This is a genomic window from Rhodococcus daqingensis, assembly GCF_042665615.1.
Lineage (GTDB): Bacteria > Actinomycetota > Actinomycetes > Mycobacteriales > Mycobacteriaceae > Rhodococcus_G > Rhodococcus_G daqingensis.
This window is the reverse complement of record NZ_JBHTCS010000033.1, coordinates 1-22,810: the sequence shown is the minus strand read 5'-3', so window position 1 is coordinate 22,810 and position 22,810 is coordinate 1. Positions and strand designations below refer to the sequence as shown.

The 22,810-nt window shown below is 69.0% G+C and carries 2 protein-coding genes; both read left to right on the top strand.

Annotated features, from left to right (window positions below):
• The coding region (locus ACFQS9_RS26420; RefSeq protein WP_378409530.1) for an amino acid adenylation domain-containing protein at positions 1-8,828 on the top strand (8,828 nt) is incomplete at its 5' end.
• Positions 8,829-9,005: 177 nt separating this feature from the next.
• The coding region (locus ACFQS9_RS26415; RefSeq protein ID WP_465269955.1) for a non-ribosomal peptide synthase/polyketide synthase at positions 9,006-22,810 on the top strand (13,805 nt) is incomplete at its 3' end.

Sequence of the window (22,810 nt, the reverse complement as noted above, 5' to 3'; positions counted from 1 at the left end):
ATCGGTTTGTGGCGAGTCCGTTTGGGTTGGGCGAGCGGATGTATCGGACGGGTGATCTGGTCTCGTGGCGTGCGGACGGTGTGTTGGAGTACATCGGGCGTACGGATTTCCAGGTGAAGTTGCGTGGTTTGCGTATCGAGCTCGGTGAGATCGAGTCGGCGATGCTGGTGGATCAGCGGGTCGCCCAGTCCGTGGCCGTGGTGCGCCATGACACCCATGCCGGCGATCAACTCGTCGGCTACGTGGTTCCCACCGCGGGATCCACGGTGAGTGTCGACGACCTCAGGACGACGATCACCTCCGCGCTGCCCGCCTACATGGTGCCGTCGGCGTTCGTGGTGCTCGACGAGTTCCCGGTGAACGCGAGCGGCAAGCTCGACCGCAAGGCCCTGCCCGCCCCGGTGTTCGAGGCCAAGGTCTTCCGAGCGCCGTCGACCCCTGTCGAAGAGATCGTCGCGGCGACGTTCGCAGAGGTTCTCAAGGTCGAGCGCGTCGGGCGCGACGACGACTTCTTCGAGCTCGGCGGCAACTCGCTGATCGCCACCCAGGCGGTGGCCAGGCTCGGCGCCGCGCTGGACACCAGCGTGCCGGTTCGTGACCTGTTCGAGGCGTCGACGGTGGCGGCCCTGGCGTCCCGCGTCGAGTCGCACGTCGGCGAGGGTGGTCACCTCGCGCTGACCGCGATGGACCGACCCGAGCAGATTCCGTTGTCTCTGGCGCAGTCCCGGATGTGGTTCCTCAATCAGTTCGACACCGCCTCCGCCGTGAACAACATTCCCGCCGCGGTGCGCCTCTCGGGCCGCCTCGACGAGGTGGCGCTGCGGGCGGCCTTCGCGGACGTGATCGGCCGGCACGAGATCCTGCGCACGATGTACCCGGACACGGCTCAGGGACCGGTGCAGTCGATCGTCCCGGCCGCGCAGGTGGTTCCCGACCTCACCCCCATCGAGGTGCCGGAATCCGCGTTGGCGGCCCGGGTCATCGCCGAGGTGTCCGCCGGATTCGACGTGACCCGGGAGGTGCCGATCCGGGCACGTCTTCTCCGGGTGGCCGGGAGCATGGGAGTGGAGCCTGCGGAACTCCCCGGAAGCACGGTCGACCACGTCCTGATGATCGTGGTGCACCACATCGCCGCGGACGGCTTCTCGATCGCGCCCCTGGTGCGTGACGTGATGATCGCGTACGCCGCGCGCAGCTCCGATCTGGCGCCCGCGTGGATGCCGCTGCCCGTGCAGTACGCGGACTACACGCTGTGGCAGCGGGAGGTGCTGGGCTCGGAGGACGACCCGGCATCGGTGATCTCCTCGCAGCTGCAGTACTGGACGACGGCGCTGACCGGACTGCCCGATCAGCTCGACCTACCTGCCGATCGCCCCCGCCCCGCGACCGCCTCGTATCGCGGTGCGACGCGCCACTTCGAGATCGATGCGGACCTGCACGTCGCGCTCAGCGAGCTCGCACGCAAGCACGGCGCCACCATGTTCATGGTGGTGCACGCGGCGCTGTCGGTGCTCTTGTCGAGGCTCTCGGGAACGCGGGACATCGCCGTCGGCACGCCGTTCGCGGGCCGCGGGAACGCCGCGCTCGACGACCTCGTCGGCATGTTCGTCAACACGCTCGTGCTGCGCACCCATGTCGAGGCGGACGCGAGCTTCGAGGACGTGCTCGAGCAGATTCGCAACGTGGACGTCGCCGGCTTCGCGCACGCCGACGTGCCGTTCGAGCGGTTGGTCGAGGTGCTGAGCCCGTCCCGGTCGCAGGCGCGGCACCCCCTGTTCCAGGTGGCGTTGTCGTTCCAGAACTTCGAGATGCCCACCCTCGAACTGCCAGGCCTGAGTGTCAGCGGCGTCGACATCGACGCGCAGATCGCCAAGTTCGACCTGCAGCTGACGATGACGGAGGCGATCGACGACAGCGGGGTTCCGTCCGGCGTCGCCGCCGAGCTGATCTACGCCACCGATCTCTTCGACGACCTGACAATGCGCGAGTTCGAGCGGCGATTCATCCGGGTGCTCGAGGCCGTGGCCCTGAACCCGGTTGTCGCAGTGGGGGACATCGAGATCCTCGATTCTGTCGAGCGCGAACTCGTCCTCTCCGAGTGGAACTCGTCGGGCGCCGACACCGGAGTCGACTCGACACTGGCCGGCCTGTTCGACGCCGCCGCTGCCGGTCACGGCGATGCGGTTGCGGTGCGCTTCGGCGACGACTCGCTCACCTACCGCGATCTCGATGGCCGAGCGAACAGGCTTGCCAGGAAACTGATCTCGGCGGGTGTGGTTCCCGAATCGCTGGTCGCGGTGGCACTGCCGCGGTCGAGCGACCTGGTGGTCGCGCTGCTGGCGGTCGTCAAGGCCGGCGGCGGTTATCTACCGGTCGACCCGAACTACCCGGCGGACCGCATCGAGTACATGCTCGCGGATGCGAAGCCGATCTGTGTGATCGCCACGACCGACAGCGAGATGGCGCTGCCCGCCGAACTGCCGATCATCGAGCTGGACACGGTTGACCTGTCCGGGTTCGACGCGGCCACGGTGACCGATGCGGACCGTCGGGCTCCGTTGTCGCCCGCCAACGTCGCGTACGTGATCTACACCTCGGGCTCGACCGGCAGGCCGAAGGGCGTGCTGGTGCCGCACCAGAACGTCGCGCGGCTGTTCGCGAACACGCAGTCCGAGTTCGGGTTCGACGAATCCGACGTGTGGACGATGTTCCACTCGTACGCCTTCGACTTCTCGGTGTGGGAGCTGTGGGGCCCGCTGCTCCACGGCGGCACCCTCGTGGTCGTGGACTACTTCACCTCCCGGTCGCCGGAGCAGTTCGTCGAGCTGCTGCGTCGCGAGCGGGTGACGGTCCTCAACCAGACCCCGTCCGCGTTCTACCAGCTGGCGGAGGCCGATCGCCTCGCCCAGCCCGGTGAGCACGACCTGGCGTTGCGCTATGTCGTCTTCGGTGGCGAGGCCCTCGAGCTGCGGCGACTGTCCGACTGGTACTCACGCCGCGGCGACCAGACCCCCCGGTTGGTCAACATGTACGGCATCACCGAGACCACCGTGCACGTCTCGCACCGCGGCATCGACGCGCAGATGGCGTCGGCGGCGTCGGCGAGCGTCGTCGGACAGGCGATCGCGGGTCTGCAGGTGTTCGTGCTGGATTCGCGTATGCGCCCGGTGGCCGTCGGCGTGCCCGGTGAGATGTACGTCGCAGGCGTCCAGTTGGCGCGCGGCTACCTCGGGCAGCCCGCGCTGACGGCGAGCCGCTTCGTGGCGAACCCGTTCGGGGAGACGGGCTCGCTGCTGTACCGCTCCGGGGACGTCGCCCGGTGGAACCGTCACGGGGACCTCGAGTACCTCGGTCGTGCCGACGACCAGGTCAAGGTGCGCGGCTTCCGGATCGAGCTCGGTGAGATCGAGGCCGCAGTGTTGGCGCAGGAGTCGGTCGGCCAGGTCGCGGTGGTGGTCCGTGAGGACACCCCCGGCAACGTGCGACTGGTGGCGTACGTCGTGCCCGCGGCGGGCGCCGCCCTGGATCTGGACGGGGTCCGGGCGGGCGCGGCGGCGATGTTGCCGGAGTACATGGTCCCCTCGGCGTACATGACGCTCGACGACATCCCGCTCACGTCGAACGGCAAGCTGGACCGGAAGTCGCTGCCGGCGCCGGTGTTCGAGGCAAAGGCGTTCCGCGCACCGTCGACCCCGGTCGAGGAGATCGTGGCGAACACCTTCGCGGGGGTTCTCGGGTTGGAGCGGGTCGGGCTCGACGACGACTTCTTCGAGCTCGGTGGCAACTCGCTGATCGCTGCCCAGGTGACCTCGCGCCTGGGCGTGGCGCTCGACGCCCGGGTGCCGGTGCGGGCACTGTTCGAGTCGTCGACGGTTGTCGCGCTCGCCGCCGCGCTCGCGGCGCATGCGGGCGAGGGCGCCCGGCCGGCGCTGGTGGCGCAGGACCGTCCCGAGCGGCTCCCGTTGTCGCCCGCGCAGCAGCGGATGTGGTTCCTCAACCGGTTCGACACCACCTCGACCGCGTACAGCATCCCGATGGCGATTCGGATGTCCGGTGACCTCGACGTCGCTGCCCTCGAGGCCGCCGTCGGCGATGTCTTCGCCCGGCACGAGTCGCTTCGGACGCTGTACCCGGAGACGCCGGACGGTCCGGTACAGGTGATCGTTCCGCTCGCGCAGTGTGTCCCGGACCTGACGCCCGTTCGCACGGGCGTCGAGGATCTGCCCGAACTCCTCATGGAACTGGCGTCCACGCAGTTCGACGTCACGACGGAGGTGCCGGTCCGGATCCGACTCTTCCAGATCGTGGGAGCGGAGCACGCCGACCGGCCCGAGTTCGTGCTGGCCTCGGTCGTGCACCACATCTCGGCGGACGGCTCGTCGATGGCTCCGTTCGTCCGCAACATCATGATCGCGTACTCGGCGCGTATCGACGGTCGTGAACCGGACTGGGCGCCACTGCCCGTGCAGTATGCGGACTACGCCCTGTGGCAGCGCGAGGTGCTCGGCAGCGAAGACGATGAGGAGTCGGTGGCGGCCCAGCAGATCGGGTACTGGCGCGAGGCTCTCGCCGGCCTGCCCGATCAACTGGACCTCCCGAGCGACCGTCCCCGGCCGGCCACCCAGTCGTACAACGGCGGGCGGGTCGCGTTCGACATCGACGCCCGGTTGCACCGCGGATTGGGCGAGCTGGCCCGCGCCCAGGGCTCCACCCTGTTCATGGCCACCCATGCGGCGCTGGCGGTGCTGCTGGCGCGGCTGTCCGGCACCGACGACATCGCGGTGGGGACGCCGATCGCCGGTCGTGGCGAGGCAGCGCTCGACGACCTGATCGGAATGTTCGTCAACACCTTGGTCTTCCGCACGCAGGTGGACGGCAATCTCGGCTTCGCCGACCTGCTGGCAGCTGTGCGTGAGACGGACCTGCAGGCGTTCGGGCATGCCGACGTCCCGTTCGAGCGGCTCGTCGAGGTGCTCAACCCGGCGCGGTCGACCGCCAGGCACCCGCTGTTCCAGGTGGGCTTCTCGTTCCAGAACGTGACGCAGACCAGCCTGGAGTTGCCGGGCCTCGAGGTCTCGGCGCTCGATGTCGACACCCGGATCGCCCAGTTCGACCTCCAGCTGTTCCTGACCGAGCGGTACGAGGCCGACGGCGCGCCCGCGGGCCTGGACGCGCTCTTCAGCTTCGCGACCGACCTGTTCGACCAGTCGACGGTGGAGCGGTTCGCGGAGCGGTTCGTGCGGATCCTCGACGCGGTGATCGCCGATCCCACCACCGCGGTGGGCGACATCGACCTCCTCGACCCCGCCGAGCGGGACCGGGTGCTCACCGGATGGAACGCGACCGCGGTCGACGTTCCCGCGGTGACGTTGGTGGATCTGGTCGACGAGCAGGTCGCCGCGGCTCCGGATGCGGTGGCGCTGTCGTTCGAACAGAGCGAACTCACCTATCGCGAGTTCGACTCCCGGGTGAACCGCCTTGCGCGGAGACTGATCTCGGAGGGGGTCGGCCCCGAGTCGCTGGTCGCGTTGGTGATGCGGCGATCGGTCGACCTCGTTGTCGGCATGTATGCGGTGGTCAAGGCCGGCGGCGCCTACGTGCCTGTCGATCCGGATCATCCTGCCGAGAGGGTCCAGCAGATCCTCGAGACCGCCGCCCCCGTGCGGGTGCTGACCACCGCGCGGGACGGCTTCGAGGTCGCCGGGGACGGTGCGGTGATCTGCATCGACACCATCGACCTGTCCGGCCTCGCGGACGGTCCGGTCGCGGACGCCGAGCGGGTGGGGCCCCTGCGGGCGTCGAACCCGGCGTACGTGATCTTCACGTCGGGTTCGACCGGACGTCCCAAGGGTGTCGCGGTCAGTCACGGCGCGATCGTCAACCAGCTGGTCTGGATGCGCGCCGAGTTCGGTTTGGACGGAACGGATTCCGTTCTGCTCAAGACCGCGGCGACCTTCGACCTGTCGGTGTGGGAGTTCTGGTCCGCGCTGGTCTCGGGTGGTCGCACGGTGATCGCCAAGCCCGGTGGACATCAGGACCCGGACTATCTGCTGGGCCTGCTCCGCTCGCAGTCGGTGACCACGCTGCACGCGGTGCCCTCGATGCTGTCGATGCTGTCGACAGCATCCGCGGGCGGGGCCATGTCGGATTCGCTCCGGCGGGTTCTCGCGATCGGGGAGGCACTGCCCGCGGCGACGGCCCAGGCCTTCCGCGCCGCGAACCCGTCCGGCCTGTTCAACCTGTACGGCCCGACGGAGGCCGCGGTGTCGGTGACGGCGCACGAGGTCACCGACGGCGACTCCGGCTCGGTCCCGATCGGCCTGCCCGAGTGGAACACCCAGGTCTACGTGCTCGACGATCGCCTGCACCCCGTGCCCGCCGGCGTCGCAGGCGAGCTGTACCTGGCCGGTGCCCAGCTGGCGCGTGGCTACCACGGCCGGGCGGATCTGACGGCCGACCGGTTCGTGGCGAACCCGTTCGGCGCGGCGGGGGAGCGGATGTACCGCACGGGCGACCTGGTCGCGTGGCGGCCGGACGGGAACCTGGAGTACCTGGAGCGCAGTGACTTCCAGGTGAAGGTGCGCGGCTTCCGGATCGAGCTCGGCGAGATCGAGGCGGTGCTCGCCCGCGACGAGTCGGTCGGCGCGGTCGTCGTGGCGGCACGGACCGACGCGCAGACGGGCGACCGGCTGGTGGCGTACGTCGTCCCCGCCGCAGGCCACGTGATCGACACCGCGGCGCTCAGGGCCGAAGCGGTGCGGGCGTTGCCCAGCTACATGGTCCCTGCCGCCGTCATGGAGCTCGACGCGCTGCCGTTGACGATCAACGGGAAGCTCGACCGAAAGGCATTGCCGGATCCGGAGTTCGCCGCCACCGAGTTCCGGGCGCCGATCACCGTGGTCGAGCAGTTGGTGGCGGACACCATCGCGGGGGTGCTCGGGTCCGAGCGGGTCGGTCTGGACGACGACTTCTTCGCGCTCGGGGGCAACTCGCTGGTGGCGACCCAGGTCGCTGCCCGGTTGGGTGCCGCGCTGGACACCCAGGTGCCGGTGCTCTGGCTGTTCGAGGCGCCGACGGTCGGTGAGCTCGCGGTGCGTGTCGAGGCGCACGCCGGCTCCGGCGGTCGGCTGGCGTTGGTCGCGGCCGAACGGCCCGCGCAGATACCGCTGTCGCTGGCTCAGCAACGGATGTGGGTGCTCAACCAGATGGCCCCGGATTCGGCCGCGTACAACATTCCGGCCGCGATCCGGTTGTCGGGTCTGTTGGACGTGCCCGCGCTGGAGTCCGCGGTGCTCGACGTGCTCGAGCGGCACGAGGTGTTGCGGACGAGGTATCCGGACACGGCCGACGGCCCCGCCCAGGTGATCGTCCCGCTCGAGGAGATGGCGCCGAGCCTGGCACCGGTCCAGGTGACGGAGCAGGCCTTGGGCGAGGCGCTCGCAGAGATGGTCGGAACCGGCTTCGATGTCACCGAGTCGGTGCCCGTCCGGGCTGCCCTGTTCGAGCTGGCCCCGACCGAGTACGTCTTCGTGGTCGTGGTGCACCACATCAGCGCGGACGGTTTCTCGATGGGCCCGCTCACCAGGGACGTGATGATCGCCTACTCCTCGCGGGTCGACGGGCACCTTCCGTCGTGGTCGCCGCTGCCGGTGCAGTACGCCGACTACAGCCTGTGGCAGCGCGAGCTGCTCGGCTCCGAGGACGATCCGGAGAGCCTGATCACGCGTCAGCTGGCGTACTGGACGGACGAACTCGCAGGCGTTCCGGAACAACTCGAACTGCCTGTCGATCGGCCGCGACCCGCTCGCCAGTCGATGAGGGGCGGCTCGTTCGACTTCGTGGTCGGGTCGGATCTCACCGATCGACTGAGCCGGATCGCCCGGGACAACAGCGCGACGATGTTCATGGTGATCCACAGCGCCTTCGCGGTGCTGATGTCGCGGCTGAGCGGATCAACCGACATCGCGATCGGCACCCCGGTCGCGGGCCGGGGTGAGCAGGTGCTCGACGACCTCATCGGCATGTTCGTCAATACCGTCGTGCTGCGCACCCAGGTCAGCTCCGGGAGCACGTTCGAGGAGCTGCTCGGGGAGGCGCGGAGCAAGGACCTGGCCGCATTCGGCCACGCCGACGTGCCGTTCGAGCGGCTGGTCGACGTGGTGGGGCGCCAGCGCTCGGCCGCGTACACCCCGCTGTTCCAGGTCATGTTCGCCTTCCAGAACATGACCACCCGGTCACTGCAGTTGCCGGGCCTCGAGGTCTCCGCGCTCGACGACGGATTCGATCAGGCCAAGTTCGACCTGCAGTTGACGGGCATGGAACAGTTCGACGACCTCGGCAGGCTCGCGGAGATCCAGATGCGGTTCACGTACGCGGCGGACCTGTTCGATCCGGAGACGATCAAGCTCTTCGCGGGCCGGTTCGCCCGGATCCTGGAGGCCATCGCCGAGAACCCGGCCGTGGTGCTGCGGTCGATCGACATCCTCACCGATCAGGAGCGCTCGCGGTTCGCGCCGAAGCCGGCGTTGACCGTGCGTGACCTTCCGGATCTCGTCGCCGCGGCCGCGGCGGCGGCGCCGGATGCGATCGCGCTCTCCCACGACGGTCGGGACGTCACCTATGGCCAGCTCGGCACGAAGCTGGTGGCGGTCTCGAAGTCGATGGGATCGGCCCTCAAACCCGAGGCGCTGGTGACCGTCTCACTGTCCGGATTGCTTCCGGGTATCCTCCCGGCGCTCGGCGCGGAGGGGCACGCGAGGGCATTGGAATCGCTGATCAGCGCCTCGCGATCAATTGTGGAGAAAGCACAGTCCGACCGTCCGGCGTGACCCTATAGTTCTGGCGGACGACGCCGGACGGTGACGGATTTGTGTGTGTGGATTTGCCCCGGAACGGTCCGGGTCGGGGCGCAGTGTGGTAGTGGGAGGAACAGCAAGATGTCGGGTGGAAATCCGCGGGGGCGGGTTCTTTTTGTCGAGGATCTCCAGCGAGTGATCGCGGCGGTGGTGAGGATCGAACCCGAGCGGCGGGCCATCACCCACCAGGGCACCGACATCACGTATCAGACTCTGCACACCGAGCTCGAGACCCTCGACGCCGCCATGGGCGGCGCCCTCGGTTCGGACGCGTTGATCCCGGTCGTCATCTCCGGGTTGCTCCCTGACCTGGACGATTCGGACGAGGCGGGTGGCCTGGCCCAGGTTCTGGAGTCGCTGCTCGCCGACGCGGCCGAGGCAAACCCGGACGCCGAATCGGACGCGGGTGGCGGGTCCGCCGCGGCGCAGACCCTGGCGAGCCTGTTCGAGGAGCAGGTGGCCAGGACACCCGACGCGATCGCGCTCGAGTTCGAGGGCGAAAGACTGACCTACGCGGAGTTCGACGCCCGCGCAAACCAGCTCGCCCGCCACCTCCTGGCGGCGGGGGTGGGCCCCGAGGATCACGTCGGGCTCGCCATCCGCCGGTCCCTCGACCTGTTGATCGGGATGTACGCGATCCTCAAGGCGGGAGGCGCCTACGTCCCCCTCGACCCCGATCACCCGGCGGACCGCATCGCATACGTGCTCGACGTGGCGCGGCCCGCGGCCGTGCTGACCACCGCGCGCGACGGGGTCCCGCTACCCGCGAACGTGACGGTCTTCGCGCTCGACGAACTCGACGTGTCGGGGCACTCGGGTGAGGCGGTCACCGATGCGGACCGTCGGATGGTGTTGTCGGCGGACAACGTCGCCTATGTCATCTTCACGTCCGGGTCGACCGGAAAACCCAAGGGCGTGGCGGTCTCTCACCGTTCGATCGTGAGCAACCTGCTGTGGCGACAGCGCACCTTCGTGCTCGGTGCAGACGACCGGGTCCTCCACAAGACCCCGTTCACGTTCGATGTGTCGCTGTGGGAGTTGTTCTGGCCGCTCGCCGCGGGCGCTCGCCTGGTCATCGCCACCCACGACGGTCACCGCGACCCCGTCTACCTGGCGCGAACCATTCTCGAGCACGGCATCACCATGGCGCAGTTCGTGCCGTCGATGCTCTCGCTGTTCCTGGCGGAACCCTCTGCCGCACAGACGAACTCGCTGCGGATCGTGTTCTCCTCGGGCGAGGCGCTGCCGCCCGAGACGGCCGCCAGGTTCCGGGCCATCAGCGATGTGCCGCTACACAACCTGTACGGCCCGACCGAGGCCGCGGTCGACGTCTCCCACCACGAGGTCACCGAGCTGGACGTCGCCTCGATGCCGATCGGCACCGCCCTCGCCGAGTGCGAGCTGTTGATCCTCGACGACGGCCTGCGCCCGGTTCCGGTCGGGGTTCCGGGTGAGCTGTACCTCGCGGGCGTGCAGCTCGCGCGCGGGTATGTCGAACGTCCCGAGCTGACGGCGGACCGCTTCGTGGCGAACCCCTACGGCGAGCCGGGCACCCGCATGTACCGCACGGGCGACCTGGTCCGGTGGCGAGCTGATGCGGCCGTCGACTACCTCGGGCGCATCGACTTCCAGGTCAAGCTGCGCGGCCTGCGCATCGAGCTCGGTGAGATCGAGTCCGCACTGCTCAGTCGTAGCGAGATCGCGCAGGCCGTCGTCGTCGTGCACAACGACCCGACCGTCGGCGAGCACCTCGTCGCCTACGTGGTGGCGACCGCAGGCACCGTCCCCGACCACCGCGAGCTCACCGCGGACCTGAAGCAGAAGCTTCCGGACTACATGGTGCCGTCGCTGTTCGTCGCCCTCGAGTCCTTCCCCGTGAACGCCAGCGGCAAGCTCGATCGCAAGGCGTTGCCGGCGCCGGACTTCTCCTCCCTCGCCCGCGAGTACCGGGCGCCGAGCACGCCGACGGAAGAGAAACTGACGGAGCTGTTCTCCGCCCTGCTCGGACTCGAGAAGATCGGCGTGGACGACGACTTCTTCGAGCTCGGTGGCAACTCGCTGATCGCGACCAGGGCGATCGCCCGGTTCAACGGCGACTTCGGAGTCCGGATCGACGTGCGCGAGTTCTTCGACGCGCCGACGGTTGCGGAGCTCGCGCTCGTCATCGAGGCCGCGGCGGACGCGGCGGCGATCGCGGTTCCGCTCGTGGCGCGCGAACGGCCGGAGCGGATCCCGTTGTCGCTGGCCCAGTCCCGGATGTGGTTCCTCAACCGGTTCGACACCGAGTCGACGGTCAACAACATCCCGATGGCGGTGCGACTGCGGGGCCGACTCGACCTCGCCGCGATGCAGGCGGCCGTGACCGACGTCGTGGCGCGGCACGAGGTGCTGCGGACGGTGTACCCGGACTCCGCGCAGGGGCCGTCGCAGGTGATCCTGACGGCCGAGCAGGCGACCCCCGACCTGACCCCGGTCACGGTGTCCGCGGACGAGTTGCTGCCGCGGGTCATCGCCGACATCTCGGTCGGGTTCGACGTCACGTCGGTGGTCCCGATGCGGGCGAGCCTGTACCGGGTCGACACGGACTCGGCGGACGAGGCCGAGTTCGTGCTGGTGCTCGTCGTCCACCACATCGCCGCGGACGGTTTCTCGATGGGGCCGCTGATCCGGGACGTGGTGACGGCCTATGCCTCCCGTTCGGTCGGTGACGCGCCGTCGTGGGCGCCGCTGCCGGTGCAGTACGCCGACTTCAGCCTGTGGCAGCGCGAGGTGCTCGGCTCCGAGGATGATCCGGAGTCGGTGATCGCCAGGCAGCTCGACTACTGGCGCGACGAGCTGGCCGGGCTGCCCGCGCAGCTCGACCTGCCCAGCGATCGACCGCGTCCGGCGGTCGCCTCCCACCGCGGTGAGACACATCGGTTCGAGATCGCTCCCGAGCTACTGGCACAGCTCAATTCCGTTGCCAGGGATAACAACACCTCACTGTTCATGGTCGTGCACGCGGCCGCGGCGGTTCTGCTCGCCAGGCTGTCGGGCACCTCGGACATCGCGATCGGCACGCCGGTCGCCGGCCGCGGCGAGGCGGCAATCGACGACGTGATCGGTATGTTCGTCAACACCCTGGTGCTGCGGACCCAGGTCGATGCGGCGGAGTCGTTCACCGACCTGCTGGCTCGCGTCCGCGCGAGCGACCTGGGCGCATTCGGGCACGCGGATGTGCCGTTCGAGCGACTGGTGGAGGTGCTGAACCCGGCCAGGTCACAGGGGCGGCACCCACTGTTCCAGGTCGCGATGTTCTTCCAGAACCTCGGCCAGACCGCGGTCGAACTGCCGGAGCTGAGCGTCAGCGCCGTCGACTTCGACCCGAAGATCGCGAAGTTCGATCTGCAGTGGACGTTCCTGGAGACGGCCGCGGAAGCCGGCGAGGCCGCGGGGATGACGGTCCTGCTCGCCTACGCCACGGACATGTTCGACGAGGCGACCGCGACGGTTGCCTTCGCGGACCGGTTCGTCCGTGTGCTGGAGGCCGTCGCGTCGGCGCCCGGACGGCCGGTCGGCGACATCGCGCTGCTCGGGGCCGGCGAGCTGGACCGGGTGCTGGTCGAGTGGAACGATTCGGCACGCGCACTCGATGCGGATGAACTGCTGCTCGACGCGTTCGCCGCGCAGGTCGTGGCGTCCCCGGATGCGACTGCGGTGGTCTTCGAGGGCGAATCGCTGACCTACGCGGAGCTCTCGGATCGGGTGAACCGCCTCGCCCGGTTCCTGATCTCCGAGGGCGTCGGCCCGGAGTCGTTGGTGGCGTTGGCTGTTCGCCGTTCGCTCGATCTCGTTGTCGGGATCTATGCGGTGGTCGCGGCGGGCGGCGCATACGTGCCGGTGGATCCGGATCACCCGATGGACCGCATCGGCCACATCCTCGACACCGCGTCCCCGGTGTGTGTGCTGACCACCGAGCGAGACGGGTTCACCGTTCCGGGGGACAGGTCTGTCCTGCACATCGACACCGTGGACGCGTCGGGCTTCTCGGCCGCTCCGGTGACCGACGCCGAGCGGGTCGCGGTGCTGCGGCCCGAGCACCCGGCGTACGTGATCTTCACCTCGGGTTCGACGGGCAAGCCGAAGGGCGTGGCCGTGAGCCACGGCGCGATCGTCAACCAGCTGGCCTGGGTACAGGCGGAGTACGAACTCGCCGCATCCGACGTGTACCTGCAGAAGACCGCCACGACCTTCGACGTGTCGTTGTGGGGTTACTTCCTGCCGCTGAGGGTGGGCGCGACGTTGGTGGTCGCGACGCCGGACGGCCACCGGGATCCCGCATACGTGGCGGAGACGATCCAGCAGCAGGCCGTGACGGTGACGGACTTCGTGCCGTCGATGCTGGCGGTGTTCTCCGACCTGGTTTCGTCGGGTGGTGCCGCAGGCGCACCCGCGGAAGCCTTGGTCTCGTTGAGGCACGTATTCGCTATAGGAGAGGCCCTGCCCGCGGAGACGGTCCGTGGGTTCGAGAGCGTCTGCGCGGCCCGTCTGCACAACCTGTACGGGCCGACGGAGGCCGCCGTGTCCATCACCTATGCGGAGGTGACGGGGACGACCGCGGGCGGTTCGGTCCCGATCGGGCGTCCCGAGTGGAATTCGCAGGTGTTCGTGCTGGATTCGCGGCTGCGGCCCGTTCCGGTGGGTGTCCCGGGTGAGCTGTACCTGGGGGGCGTGCAGCTGGCCCGCGGTTACTACGGCCGGGTGGACCTGACGTCGGATCGGTTCGTGGCGAGCCCGTTCGCCGCCGGTCAGCGGATGTACCGCACCGGCGATCTCGTGACCTGGACCGTGGACGGCGAGATCGACTACATCGGCCGCACCGACTTCCAGGTGAAGTTCCGTGGCCAGCGCATCGAGCTCGGCGAGATCGAGACCGCGCTGGCGGCGCATCCGACGGTCAGTCAGTCGGTCGCCCTGGTCGTGGGTACCCCGACCGGTGACCAGCTGGTCGGCTACGTGGTCCCCTCGGCGGGCGCCGACGTCGATGTCGAGGTACTGCGGAGTGCACTCGGCCAGTCGTTGCCGACGTATATGGTGCCGTCGGCCCTGGTGGTCCTCGAGGCGTTCCCGCTGAACGCGAGCGGCAAGCTGGACCGGAAGGCGTTGCCCGCGCCCGTGTTCGAGGCGAAGGTCTTCCGCGCGCCGACGACACCGGTCGAGCAGGTCGTCGCGGACGTGTTCGGTGAGGTCCTCGGCATCGGCCTCGTCGGCCTGGACGACGACTTCTTCGAGCTGGGCGGCAACTCGCTCATCGCGACCCAGCTCATGGCGCGGCTCGGCGCGGCCCTCGATGCCCGGGTCCCCGTCCGCGAGTTGTTCGAGGCGTCGACCGTGGCGGGACTCGCGGCGCGCCTGCAGTCGCACGCCGGTGCGGGCGGTCGCATCGAGCTGTCGGCGAGGCCGCGTCCGGAGACGATCCCGCTGTCGATGGCGCAGCAGCGAATGTGGTTCATCAACCAGTTCGACACGACGTCCGCGGCGAGCAACATCCCGGTGGCGGTCCGGCTGACCGGTGCGCTCGACACCGAGGCGCTGCGGGCGGCGATCGGTGACCTGGTGGCGCGGCACGAGGTGCTGCGCACGGTGTACCCGGCGCTCGACGGCACCGGGCATCAGGTGATCCTGCCCGTGGCGTCCGCGACGGTGGACCTGGCCACGGCCACCGTCCGCGAGGACGAGCTGCTCGAGCGGGTGATCGCGGTCGCGACGCAGGGCTTCGACGTCACCGAAAGGGTGCCGGTGCGGGCCGCGTTGTTCGCCGTGGCGGGCACCGAGGAGCATGTCCTGGTCCTGGTGATCCACCACATCGCCGGCGACGGCTTCTCGATCGGCCCGCTGACCAGGGACGTGATGGTGGCCTACGCCGCCAGATCGGCAGGCGAGGTGCCGAACTGGGCGCCGCTCGCGGTGCAGTATGCCGATTACACGCTGTGGCAGCGCGAGCTCCTGGGGTCCGAGGAGGACCCGGCTTCGCTGATCTCCCAGCAGATCTCGTACTGGTCGGACACCCTCGACAGGATGCCGGTCGAGCTCGACCTGCCCTCGGACCGTGCGCGGCCGGCAGTGTCCTCCAACATCGGCGACACGGCCGAGTTCACCATCGACGCGGAACTGCACCGTGGCCTGATCGAGCTGGCGCGCAGCCACAACTCGACGATGTTCATGGTGTTGCACTCGGCGCTGGCCGTGCTGCTGGCCCGGCTCAGCGGAACCGAGGACATCGCGGTCGGCACCCCCGTCGCGGGGCGCGGTGAGGCCGCGCTCGACGACCTCGTCGGGATGTTCGTCAACACCCTGGTCCTGCGGACGGAGGTGGCTCCTGCCCGGTCCTTCGCCGAAACGCTCGCCGCGATCCGCGAGGTGGACCTGTCTGCCTTCGCGAACGCCGACGTCCCGTTCGAGCGGCTCGTGGAGGTGCTCAGCCCCGAGCGCTCCCAGTCCCGGACTCCGTTCTTCCAGGTCGCGCTGGCGCTGCAGAACATCGGCCAGACCTCGGTGGAACTGCCGGGGCTTCGTGTTGCGGGTCTCGATTTCGATCCGAAGGTCGCTCGCACCGACCTGCAGGTGAACCTGTCCGAGACGTTCGGTGACGAGGGCTCTCCGGCGGGAATCTCCGGCGGATTCAACTACGCGACAGACCTTTTCGATCGAACCACGGTCGAGGGCTTCGCCGCCCGGTTCGTGCGGGTGCTCGCTTCGATCGTCGCCGACGCGGGTACCCCGGTCGGCGACATCGAGATCCTCTCGCCTGCCGAGCGTGCCGACCTCGTTGCACGGATCGGTGCCGGCACGACCGTGCCGCGGTCGCTTCCCGAATTCTTTGCCGAGGCCGCGAGGGTGGATCCGTCCGCGGTCGCGCTCTCCGCAGACGGGCGGTCGATGACCTACCGTGAGCTCGACGAGGGGTCGTCCCGGCTGGCGCGGGTTCTGATCGCCCGCGGCGCGGGCCCCGAGTCGGTGGTCGCGATGGCGCTGCCCCGCTCGGTCGATTCGGTTCTGACGGTCTGGGCGGTGGCGAAGACCGGCGCCGCCTACGTGCCGATCGACCCGAGCTACCCGGCGGACCGGATCGAGCACATGGTCACCGATTCGGAGGTGACGATCGGTATCACCGCGGGGCAGTTCGTCGATGGGCTACCGAGCTCGGTGGAGTGGCTCGCGCTCGACGACGGCGACCTGGTGGCGCAGTGCCTGGAGGCCTCCGCCGCGCCGATCACCGACGCTGATCGCACCGGCCCGGTCCGGCTCGAACAGCCGGCCTGGGTGATCTACACCTCCGGCTCCACAGGCAAGCCCAAGGGCGTCGTCGTCACTCACGTCGGCCTGGCGGACTTCGTCGAGTTCCAGCGCCGGGCCTGTGTGGTTACCAAGGATTCGCGGGTCCTGCATTTCGCGTCGCCGAGCTTCGACATCTCCATCAACGAGATGCTGCTCCCAGCGCCGGTCGGCGCGTGCCTGGTGATCGCGCCGACGACGATCTACGGCGGCACGGAACTGGCGGACCTGCTGCGCTCCGAGCGGGTGACCCACGCGATGATGACACCCACCGCGCTGGCATCGGTGAACCCGTCCGACCTGCCCGACCTGCACATGATCGGGGTCGGGGGCGAGGCGTGCCCGCCGGAACTGGTGGCCAAGTGGGGCGGTGATCGTGAGTTCCTCAACGGATACGGTCCCACCGAGACGACCATCGTCGTCTCCTTCACCGATCCGATGGTTCCCGGTCAGCCCATCACCATCGGTCGCCCGGTGTGCGGGGTGCGGGCGCGGGTGCTCGACACCAGGTTGAACATCGTCCCGGACGGTGTGCTCGGTGAGTTGTACATCGGCGGGTCCAGCCTGGCCCGCGGCTACCGCGGACGTCCGGACCTGACCGCGGACCGCTTTGTCGCCGACCCGTTCGGCGAGCCGGGCGCTCGGATGTACCGGACCGGCGACCTCGTTCGCTGGACCGATCGCGGCGAACTCGACTACGTTGGCCGGTCGGACTTCCAGGTCAAGGTCCGCGGCTTCCGGATCGAACTGGGCGAGATCGACACCGCCCTGACCGCACAGCCCGGAATCGAGTTCGCGGTCACCCTCGGGCACTCCGGCGCCGCGGGCGTCTCGACGCTGGTGTCGTACGTGCTGGGCGAGGACGGCGCAGACGTCGACGTGGATGCCCTCAAGGCGGCGCTCGGAGAGTCGCTGCCGCCGCACATGGTCCCCTCCGTGATCATGGTCCTGGACGAGATCCCGCGGACCCCGGTCGGCAAGCTGGATCGAAGGGCGTTGCCGGCACCGGTATTCCAGGCCAAGGCCTACCGTGCCCCGACGAACCCGGTGGAGGAGGCGGTCGCGACGACGTTCGCCGCCGTCCTCGGGATCGAGCGGGTCGGCCTCGACGACGACTTCTTCGAGCTCGGCGGGAACTCGCTGATCGCAACCCAGGTGACCGCCCGCCTCGGGGTGTCCCTGGACGCCACGGTGCCGGTGCGCACCCTGTTCGACGCGTCGACCGTCGAGGCGCTCGCCGCCGCCATCGAGCAATACGTGGGCAAGGGTGGTCGACGGGCGCTGGTCGCACAGGAGCGGCCGGCGCGGATTCCGCTCTCCCTTGCGCAGCAGCGGATGTGGTTCCTCAACCGCTTCGACCCCGAGTCGATCGCCTACAACATTCCCATCGCGATCCGGCTGTCCGGCGAACTGGACGTCGAGGCGTTGCGCCAGGCGATGGCGGATGTGCTCGGGCGCCACGAGCCGCTGCGGACCCTGTATCCGGAGACCGACGGCGCTGCCTTCCAGGTCATCGTCCCGGTCACCCAGGCGGCTGCGGACTTCCACCCGGTCGTGGTGACCGAGGACGAGATCGTCGGACGGGTGATCGAGCTGACGTCCACGCCGTTCGACGTGACCGCGGAGGTCCCGCTGCGGGCAGGGCTGTTCCAGGTGGCGTCGGCAGGCGTGGAGCCTGCGGAACGCCCCGAGGTGGCAGGCGTGGAGCCTGCGGAACGCCCCGACTACGTGCTCGTGCTCGTGGTCCACCACATCAGCGCGGACGGCTGGTCGATCGCCCCTCTGACGCGCGACGTGATGACGGCCTACACGGCGCGGGCGGCGGGAGCCGCTCCGATGTGGGCGCCGCTGGACGTGCAGTACGCCGACTTCTCACTGTGGCAGCGCGACATCCTGGGATCGGAAGAGGATTCCGAGTCGCTGATCAGCAGGCAGGTCGGCTATTGGCGCGAGGCGCTGGCGGGTCTGCCCGACGTGCTGGAACTGCCGTCCGATCGTCCGCGACCCGCGGTGGCATCCAACAGGGGTGCCCAGCTGTCGTTGTCGATCGACGCGGACGTTCACGAGGGCCTGCGCCGGATTGCGCAGCAGCACAACGCGACCCTGTTCATGGTCGTGCACGCGGCGCTCTCCGTGCTGATGAGCAGGCTGTCGGGCGCGACCGACATCGCGATCGGAGCGCCGATCGCGGGTCGCGGCGACGCGGGACTCGACGACCTCGTCGGCATGTTCGTCAACACCCTGGTGCTGCGCGCCGAGGTGCGACCGGAGGCCGGGTTCGCGGATCTGCTGGCCCGGGTTCGGGACACCGATCTCGGCGCTTTCGGGAACACCGACGTGCCGTTCGAGCGGCTCGTGGATGTGCTCAGCCCGGTTCGTTCGCAGTCGCACTCGCCGCTGTTCCAGGTCTCGCTCACCTTCCAGAACCTGGCGCGAACCGAGCTGGACCTGCCGGGCCTGCATGTGTCGGCGGTCGACCTCGACACCACCCTGACGTGGTTCGACCTGGACTTCACCCTCGTCGACCAGTACGACGCGGAGGGCGGTGCGGCCGGGATCCTCGCCCAGGTGACGTACGCGACCGACCTGTTCGACGAGTCGACTGTCGAGCGCTTCGGCCGCGCCTTCCAGCGGATCCTGTCCTCGGTGGTGGAGTCGGTGGACATCCCCGTCGGTGACATCGATCTGCTGTCGACGCAGGAGCGGACGGTCGTCCTCGACGAGTGGAACTCCAGCGTCGTCGCGGTGCCGGAGGCGACGCTGGCGGACCTGTTCGATGCCCAGGTGGCACAGCGGCCGGACGACGTCGCGCTCGTGTTCGAGGGCACCGAGCTGACCTACGCGGAGTTCGATGCCAGGGTCAACAGGCTGGCGCGCTGGCTGATCGGGGAGGGCGTCGGCCCGGAGTCCCTGGTCGGCCTCGCCGCACATCGGTCGTTGGAGATGCTGGTCGCGATGTACGCGATCGTGAAGGCGGGCGGCGCCTACGTGCCGATCGACCCGTACCATCCGGCGGATCGTATTGCGTACGTGGTGGAGTCGGCGGCACCGACGCTGATCCTCGGAACCGCGGGCGTCGTGCTGCCGTCGATCCCCGTGGTCGCGATCGACGACATCGATCTCGGCGGATTCGATGCGGTGCCGATTCGCGACTCCGAGCGGACCACCCCGTTGCACACCGGACACACGGCCTACGTGCTGTACACCTCGGGGTCGACCGGCCGGCCGAAGGGCGTGGCGGTCTCGCATCGCGCGATCGTCAACCAGTTGCACTGGCTGGAAGGCGAGTACGAGGTCACCTCGGCGGACCGGATCATGCAGCGGGCGCCGTTCACCTTCGATGTGTCGGTGTGGGAGTGCTTCCTGCCGATGCATGTCGGTGGCAGGCTCATCATCACCCGCCCGGGCGGCCATCGTGAGCTGGACTATCTCGCCGCGCTGATGCGAGAGCACCGGATCTCGATCGCAGAGTTCGTGCCGTCGGTTCTCGCGGCGATGATCGCGGACGGCGGCGGCGATGCGTTGACGTCGCTGCGGCACCTGCACAGCGGCGGTGAGGCGCTGTCGGCGGAACTGGTCGAGTCCATCCGCGCGCATTTCGCGGGTGGACTGCACAACACCTACGGGCCGACCGAGGCCGCGATCACCACCACCGGCTTCGAGATCGCCGGACCGGTCGGGTCCATCGTGCCGATCGGTGGACCGGCCTGGAACACCCAGGCGTACGTGCTCGATTCGCGACTGAATGTGGTGCCGGTCGGCGTCGCGGGTGAGCTCTATCTGGCGGGCGACCAGCTCGCGCGTGGCTACCACGGTCGTGTCGACCTCACCGCGGACCGATTCGTCGCGAACCCGTTCGGCGATGCGAACCGCATGTACCGCACCGGCGACCTGGTGCGCTGGGATGGCGACGGCAACCTGGTGTACCTGGGCCGCACGGACTTCCAGGTGAAGCTGCGGGGCCTGCGGATCGAGCTCGGCGAGATCGAGTCCGCCCTGATGCGGGCGACGGGTGTCTCGCAGGCGGTGGTGCTCCTGGTCGAGGACGAGCGGGCGGGCGAGCACCTGGTGGGCTACGCGACGCCCGAGTCCGGTGCCTCGTTGGATTCGGCCGAGCTCAAGTCCGCGGTCGCCGCGGAGCTGCCGGCGTACATGGTGCCGTCGCAAGTGTTGGTGCTCCCGGAGTTCCCGTTGAACTCGGCAGGGAAGCTGGACCGGAAGGCACTGCCGAAGCCCGAGTTCGCGGCGGTGGCCAGGGAGTATCGCGCCCCGGTGACGGAGGCGGAGCTGGCGGTCGCCGCGGTGTTCGCGGAGCTTCTCGGCGTCGAGCGGGTCGGCAGCGGCGATGACTTCTTCGATCTGGGCGGCAACTCGCTGATCGCGATGCGGTTGGTGGCGCGGATCAACGCGGCACTCGGCGCGCGACTCGGTGTGCGCGAGGTGTTCGAGGGCCCCACGGTGGCGGAGCTCGCAGAGCGGGCGGATCAGTCCCGCACGGGCGTCAGGGGACCCGCGCTGGTGGCGGGTCCGCGTCCGGATCGGATTCCGCTCTCGCTGGCGCAGCAGCGGATGTGGTTCCTGAACAGGTTCGACTCGGAGTCGGCGGCGTACAACATTCCGCTGGCAATCCGGTTGGACGGCAATCTCGACGTCGACGCACTGGGCCTGGCGGTGCGGGACGTGTTGGCGCGGCACGAGTCGCTGCGCACCGTGTTCCCGGACGACGGCGACGGGCCGGTGCAGGTGATCCTGCCGGTCGACCGGGTCGAACTCGACCTGACGCCGGTGGAGGCGACCGCCGACGACATCGCCGAGCAGGTCGTCGCCGTGCTGGGTGCCGGATTCGATGTGACGACGACGGTTCCGGTCCGGGGCCGGCTGTTGCGCACCGGCGCGGACCAATACGTCCTGGTGATGGCGGTCCATCACATCAGCGCAGACGGTGTGTCGACGGGGCCCCTGGCCCGAGACGTGATGCTGGCCTATGCGGCACGAACGGCGGGCGCGGCCCCGACCTGGGCGCCCCTGCCCGTGCAGTACGCCGACTTCACCCTGTGGCAGCGCGAGTTGCTCGGCTCCGAGGACGATGAGGAGTCGTTGGCGGCGCTCCAGATCCGTTTCTGGACACAGACACTGGCCGGGCTGCCCGACGTGCTCGAGCTGCCCACCGACCGGCCGAGGCCCGCGGTGGCCTCGAACGCCGGCGACGCCGTCCAGTTCGACATCGACGCGGATCTGGTGGCCGCCGTGGAATCGCTGGCGCGTGCCCACGGTGTCTCGACGTTCATGGTGATCCATGCGGCCTTCGGTGTGTTGTTGTCCCGGCTCAGCGGGACGTCCGACATCGTGGTCGGCACGCCCATCGCCGGCCGGAGCGAGGCCGCGCTGGACGACCTGGTCGGCATGTTCGTCAACACCCTGGTGCTGCGAACCCAGGTCGATCCGGCGGTGACCTTCGTGGACCTGCTCCATCGGGTGCGGGAGTCGAATCTGGCTGCGTTCGGGCATGCGGATGTTCCTTTCGAGCGCCTCGTCGAGGTGCTCAACCCAGTTCGATCCCAGGCACATTCGCCGTTGTTCCAGGTGTCGCTCACCTTCGAGCACCGCGAGAGCTCCACCTTCGAGTTGCCGGACCTGACCGTGTCGGGATTCGAGTACGACGCGCACGTGGCGCAGTTCGATCTGGCCCTGGCCCTCGCCGAGGGTGTCATCGGCGACGACGGTCGCGAGATGATGGCGGCGACGCTGCGGTTCAAGACCGACCTGTTCGACCACTCGACTGTGGAATCGTTCGCGGACCGCTTTGTTCGTGTGCTCCGGGCAGCTGTGGCCGAGCCGAACCGCCTGGTCGGTGACCTCGAGTGGCTGGATGCCTCCGAGCGGGAGTTGGTGGTGTCGGGTTGGAATGCCACTGACCGTGTGGTCGGGGACGCCACGTTGGTGTCGTTGTTCGATGCTCAGGTGGTGCGGTCGCCGGGTGCGGTGGCGTTGTCGTTCGACGGTGAGTCGGTGACGTATGCGGAGTTCGATGCGCGGGTGAATCGGCTTGCGCGGCATCTGATCTCGGTTGGGGTCGGTCCGGAGGCGTTGGTTGCCCTGGCGATGCGGCGGTCGATCGACCTGATGGTGGGTATCTATGCGGTGGTCAAGGCCGGTGGTGCCTATGTGCCCGTGGACCCGGATCAGCCGGCGGATCGAATCGGGAACATCCTCGACACCGCGTCGCCTGTATGCGTTCTCTCGACGTCGCGTGACGAGTTCACGAGTGCAGGGGACAGCTCTGTCTTGCAGATCGATGCCGTGGATCTGGCCGGCGTCGACGGTGCGCCGGTGTCGGACGCGGATCGGTTGGCGCCGTTGGTGCCGTCGAACACGGCGTATGTGATCTTCACGTCCGGGTCGACCGGTCGACCCAAGGGTGTGGCGGTCTCGCATGCGGCGATCGTGAACCGCCTGGTGTGGATGCAGGCCGAGTACGGCTTGACCTCTGATGATGTGGTGTTGCAGAAGACCCCGGTGACCTTCGACGTGTCCGTGTGGGAGTTGTTCTGGCCGTTGCAGGTCGGCGGGCGATTGGTGATCGCGGCCCCTGACGGCCATCGTGATCCTGCGTATCTGGCTCGGGTGATGGCGGAGGAGTC